At 75.9% G+C, this 4,960-nt stretch carries 5 protein-coding genes; all 5 read left to right on the top strand.

All coding sequences use genetic code 11. The features are described from left to right. Positions 1–876 (top strand): D-glycero-beta-D-manno-heptose 1-phosphate adenylyltransferase (gene rfaE2 / locus DQW06_RS25130; RefSeq protein WP_117199435.1); only part of this gene is annotated, 876 nt, incomplete at its 5' end. A 94-nt stretch (positions 877–970) separates the two neighbouring features. Next, complete coding sequence (locus DQW06_RS25125; protein WP_013152612.1) at positions 971–1,657, top strand: SDR family oxidoreductase; 687 nt, start codon at positions 971–973, stop codon at positions 1,655–1,657. 240 nt (positions 1,658–1,897) lie between these two features. Continuing rightward, positions 1,898–2,890, top strand: a complete 993-nt coding sequence (locus DQW06_RS25120) for a UDP-glucuronic acid decarboxylase family protein (protein ID WP_013152613.1) — start codon at positions 1,898–1,900, stop codon at positions 2,888–2,890. Positions 2,891–3,043: 153 nt separating this feature from the next. Beyond that, positions 3,044–3,919 (top strand): glycosyltransferase family 2 protein, encoded by an 876-nt coding sequence (locus tag DQW06_RS25115; protein WP_013152614.1) that lies wholly within the window; start codon positions 3,044–3,046, stop codon positions 3,917–3,919. After that, entirely contained in the window at positions 3,916–4,815 is a 900-nt protein-coding gene (locus tag DQW06_RS25110; RefSeq protein ID WP_117199434.1) for a glycosyltransferase family 2 protein, read from the top strand. The genes DQW06_RS25115 and DQW06_RS25110 overlap by 4 nt, the downstream gene beginning before the upstream one ends. Positions 4,816–4,960: the final 145 nt, after the last annotated feature.

The raw sequence follows: 4,960 nt of genomic DNA, 5'->3' as shown, positions 1-4,960 counted from the left end.
CCGCGCGGCGCCGACCCCGTGCCCGGAACCCGCCTGGCCACGCCCAACGCCGCCGAGGCCGGGGTCGCCGGGGGGACCGGCGAGCGGGCCCTGCGCCGGGCCGGTGAGCTGGCCGGGGCGTGGGACGTGCACTCGGTGGCCGTCACCCTCGGCGCGCGCGGCGCCGCCTGGTCGGACGCCGGGGGCGGGTGCGCCCTCCTGCCGGGCACACCCGTCGACGCGCCGACCGACACCTGCGGCGCCGGGGACGCCTTCGCCGCCGCCTGCGCCACGGCGCTCGCCGACGGCGACGACGTACGCGACGCCGTCCGACGCGGGGTCGCCTCCGCCTCGGCCTTCGTCGCCGGGGGCGGGGCCTCGGCCTACGCCGCCCCGAGCACCGCCGCCGGGCGGGCGCGCGCCGCCGCGGTGCCCGGCCCCCGCGCGGGCGAGGGCGGCCGGGCGGAGAGGGTCGTGGCGACCGGCGGCTGCTTCGACGTCCTGCACGCGGGCCACGTCGACCTGCTGCGCCGCGCCCGCACCCTGGGCGACCGCCTCGTGGTCCTGCTCAACAGCGACGCCTCCGTGCGCGCGCTCAAGGGCAGCGGCCGTCCGGTGGTCGCCGAACAGGACCGCGCCCGCGTGCTGGGCGCGCTCGACTGCGTGGACGAGGTGGTCGTCTTCGACGAGGACACGCCCGTGCGCGCCCTGGAGGAGCTGCGGCCCGACGTGTGGGTCAAGGGCGGCGACTACGAGGTGGAGGACCTGCCCGAGACGCCCGTCGTGCGGAGGGCCGGGGGAGAGGTGGTCACCGTGCCCCTCGTGCCCGGCCACTCCACGACCGGGCTGTTCACCCGCATCCGCGGCCGGGGCCGCGACGGGGTACCCGCCCGCTGAGGGCCCCGGGACCGGACGCCCCGGCCCCGGAGCCCGGGAAGTCGGAAACGAACGACGGACAGCGACGAACGACGACGGAGAACGAGGGAGACAGATGCGTCCACTCGGAAACACGCTGATCACCGGAGGGTCCTCGGGCCTGGGAGCGGCCACCGCGCGGGCCGTGGCCGACGGGGGCGGCCACCCGATCATCCTGGACCGGCAGCACCCCGGCAACGACCTGTCCTTCCACCAGGTGGACCTGGCCGACCGCGAGGCGGTCGAGCGCGCCGTACAGCAGGTCAGCGTCCAGCACGGCCGCATCGACGCCCTGGTCAACGCGGGCGGGACCGACGCCTGCGGCACGCTCACCGACGTGTCCGCCGAGGACTGGGAGCGGGTCATCCAGGTCAACCTCATCGGCACCGCCGCCGTGACCCGCGCCGCCCTGCCGCACCTGCGCGCCTCCCGGGGCACGGTGGTCAACTGCGCCTCCACGCTCGGCCTGCGCGCGCTCAGCGACGCCACGGCCTACTGCGCCTCCAAGTTCGGGGTCGTGGGCTTCACCCGGGCGCTGGCCGCCGAACTCGCCGGACAGGTCGGGGTGACGCTCCTGGTCCCCGGGGGCATGAGCACCTCCTTCTTCGACGACCGCCCCGACCAGTACAAGCCGGGACCGGACGCCAAGCTCAACGCGCCCGAGGACGTGGCCCGCGCGGTGGTGTTCGCGCTGAGCCAGCCGCCCGGCTGCGAGGTGCGCGAGATGGTGATCTGCCCCTCGCAGGAGACGTCCTGGCCCTGACCGGTGTCTTTCGGGGCCTCCGCTTCGCTTCGGCCCGCGTTCGGGCGCCCGAAGCACGGGAACCTTCGGTGTCTCCGGTGAGACGGCTCGTTCCTCGCGGTCTCACCTGCGGCACCTCCAGAACCCCGTGGGCGCCCGAACCACCCCCCTCACGCCAAGACTCCGTTCACAAGACAGGCCCCAGGGGCCACAGAACAGCACCCAGGTAAGCGGTGAGACCATCCGAGGAGGTGGGCGACGATGCGCGAGCACGCGTCGAGAGGTAGGGCCCTGGTCACCGGTGGCGCCGGGTTTCTCGGCTCCCATCTGTGCGAACGGCTGCTGGAGAGGGGCACACGCGTGGTGTGCCTGGACAACTTCGCCACCGGCCGGGCGCAGAACGTGGCGCACCTGGCCGGGCACCCCTGGTTCGAGCTGATGGAGGCCGACCTCACCGAACCGTTCACGCTGGAGGAACCCGTGGACACGGTGTTCCACCTGGCCTCGGCCGCGTCCCCGCCGGACTACCTGCGCCTGCCGGTGGAGACGCTGGAGGTGGGCAGCCTGGGCACCCGCAACGCGCTGGAGTGCGCCGAGCGCCACGGCGCCCGCCTGGTCCTGGCCTCCACCAGCGAGGTGTACGGCGACCCGCTGGAGTACCCGCAGCGCGAGACCTACTGGGGCAACGTCAACCCGGTCGGCCCGCGCAGCGTCTACGACGAGGCCAAGCGCTACGCCGAGTCGCTGACCATGGCCCACCACCGCGCCCGCGGGGCCGACGTGGGCATCGCCCGCATCTTCAACTGCTACGGGCCGCGCATGCGCGCCGACGACGGCCGCATGGTGCCCACCTTCGTCAACCAGGCGCTGGAGGGCAGGCCGCTGACGGTGGCGGGCGACGGCCACCAGACGCGGTCGCTGTGCTACGTGGACGACACCGTGCGGGGCCTGATCGCCCTGGCCGACAGCGAGACGACGGGGCCGGTCAACATCGGCAGCGACGAGGAGCTGTCCGTGCTGAACCTGGCACGCGTCGTCCTCGGCGTCACCGGGACCCGGTCGGAGATCACCTTCGTCGAACGCCCCGAGGACGACCCGCACTTCCGGCGCCCCGACATCCGCCTGGCCGAGCAGGCCCTGGGCTGGAGGCCGCGCGTCCGCCTGGACGAGGGGCTGCGCCGTACCGTCGCCTACTTCGTGGACCAGCGCGACCGCTACGAGGACCTGCCCGAGGGGACCGCGCCCGCCAACTGAGGGCCGGACCGGAAACGGTACCGGTGTGACGCCAGAGGTCCCGGTCCGCGGTGCCCTCGTACTCGTGGCGAGTCCGGAGCGCCGGACCCCGCCACGAGTACGGAACCGCGGCGAAGGCGCGGATCGGGACACGAGAGGGGAGAGAGGGCCAGCGTGGGGAATCCGGAGCGCTCACGGGTCACCGTGGTGGTGGCCACCCGCGACCGGCGCGAGGAGCTGCTGCGCACGCTCGGGCACCTGGAACTGCTGGAGCCCCGCCCGCCCGTGGTGGTCGTGGACAACGCCTCCACCGACGGCACCGCCGAGGCCGTGCGCGAGGGGTTCCCCGACGTCGAACTCGTGCGCCAGGACCGCAACACCGGCTGCGTCGCCCGCAACACCGGGGTGGCGCGCGCCCGGACGCCCTACGTCGCCTTCTGCGACGACGACTCCTGGTGGGCGCCGGGGGCGCTGGAGGCGGCGGCCGACGCCCTGGACGCCCACCCGCGCCTGGGGCTGGTCGCCGCGTCGGTGTTCGTCGGCGAGGAGGGGCGTCCCGACCCGCTCAACGGGGCGCTGGCCCACAGCCCGCTCCCGGACGGCGACGGCCTGCCCGGCCCGCGGATCCTCGGGTTCCTGGCCTGCGCCGCCGTGGTGCGGCGCGCGGCGTTCACGGAGGCGGGCGGCTTCAGCCACCTGCTGTTCTTCGCCGGGGAGGAGGCACTCCTGGCCCAGGACCTGGCGGCCTCGGGATGGGAGCTGTGCCACCTGGAGCACGTGCGCGTGCACCACCACCCGTCCTCGGCGCGTCCGCCCGGCCTGTGGCGGCGCACGCTGGAGGAGCGCAACGCCCTGCTGACGGTCTGGCTGCGCCGCCGCCCCGGCCTGGCCCTGGCGCGCACGGCCCGGCTGGCCGGGCGCTCGCTGCGCGACCCCGTCTCGCGCGGCGCCCTGACCGGGGCGCTGCGGGTCCTGCCCGCGGTGCTGGCCCGGCGCCGTCCGGTGCCCGCGCACGTGGAACGGGACCTGGCCCTGTTGGAGGAGGCATGAACCGGAGCGCGCGCGTGGGCGTCGTGGTCATCACCCGCGACCGCCGGGAGGAACTGCTGCGCACCCTGGACCGGCTGGCGGACCTGCCGGGGCCGCCGCCGACCGTCGTCGTGGACAACGCCTCGCGCGACGGCACGGCCGCGGCCGTCGCCGAACGCCACCGGTGGGTGCGGCTCGTCCGGGCGGGGGCCAACCTGGGCTCGGTGGGCCGCAACGTCGGGGTGGAGGCCCTGGACACGCCCTACGTCGCCTTCTGCGACGACGACACCTGGTGGGAACCGGGCTCCCTGGAGCGGGCCGCCGACCTGTTGGACGCCCATCCCGGGCTGGGTTCGGTGACGGCGCGGCTGATCGTGGAGCCCGGGGGCGGGGAGGACCCCCTCACCCCGGAGCTGCGCGACTCGCCGGTGCCCGGGCCGGACTGGCTGCCGGGTCCCGCCCTGCTCGGGGTGCTCGCCGGGGTCACCGTGTTCCGCGTCCGCGCCTTCTGGCAGACGGGGGGCTTCTCCCGGCGCCTGTGGATGGGCGGGGAGGAGGAGCTGCTGGCGCTGGACCTGGCCGCCGCCGGGTGGTGGATGTGCTGGGACGAGGACACGGTCGCCCACCACGCCGCCTCGCCGGTGCGCGACCCCACCCGGCGGCGGCGCCTGGGCATCCGCAACACCCTGTGGACCGCGTGGCTGCGGCGCCCGGTGGACGGGGCGTGGCGGCACACGTGGTCGGTGCTGCGGTCGGTGCCGCGCGACCTGTCGAGCGCGATGGCCGTCGCCGAGGCGCTCGGGGGGCTGCCCTGGGTGCTGAGGGAACGCGCGCCGGTCCCGCCGGGTGTGGAGCGCGGGCTGCGCACTCTGGAGGCGCCCCGCAGGGAGTCCCGGGCGCGGCGCTACGTGGGCTGAGGCGTCCGGGGCGCGGGTCGCCCGGGAGGCGGGCCGCTCGGAACGCGGGTCACCCGGGCTGTCACGGCCGTGAGCCGCTCGGGACGTGAGTTGCCCGGGGCGTGAGCCGTAGGGGACGTGAGCCGTCCGGGCCCCCGGCCCGGAC

The organism is Nocardiopsis sp. TNDT3, from assembly GCF_003427465.1.
GTDB classification, from domain to species: Bacteria; Actinomycetota; Actinomycetes; order Streptosporangiales; family Streptosporangiaceae; genus Nocardiopsis; species Nocardiopsis dassonvillei.
This window is presented reverse-complemented; position numbering and strand designations above follow the sequence as displayed.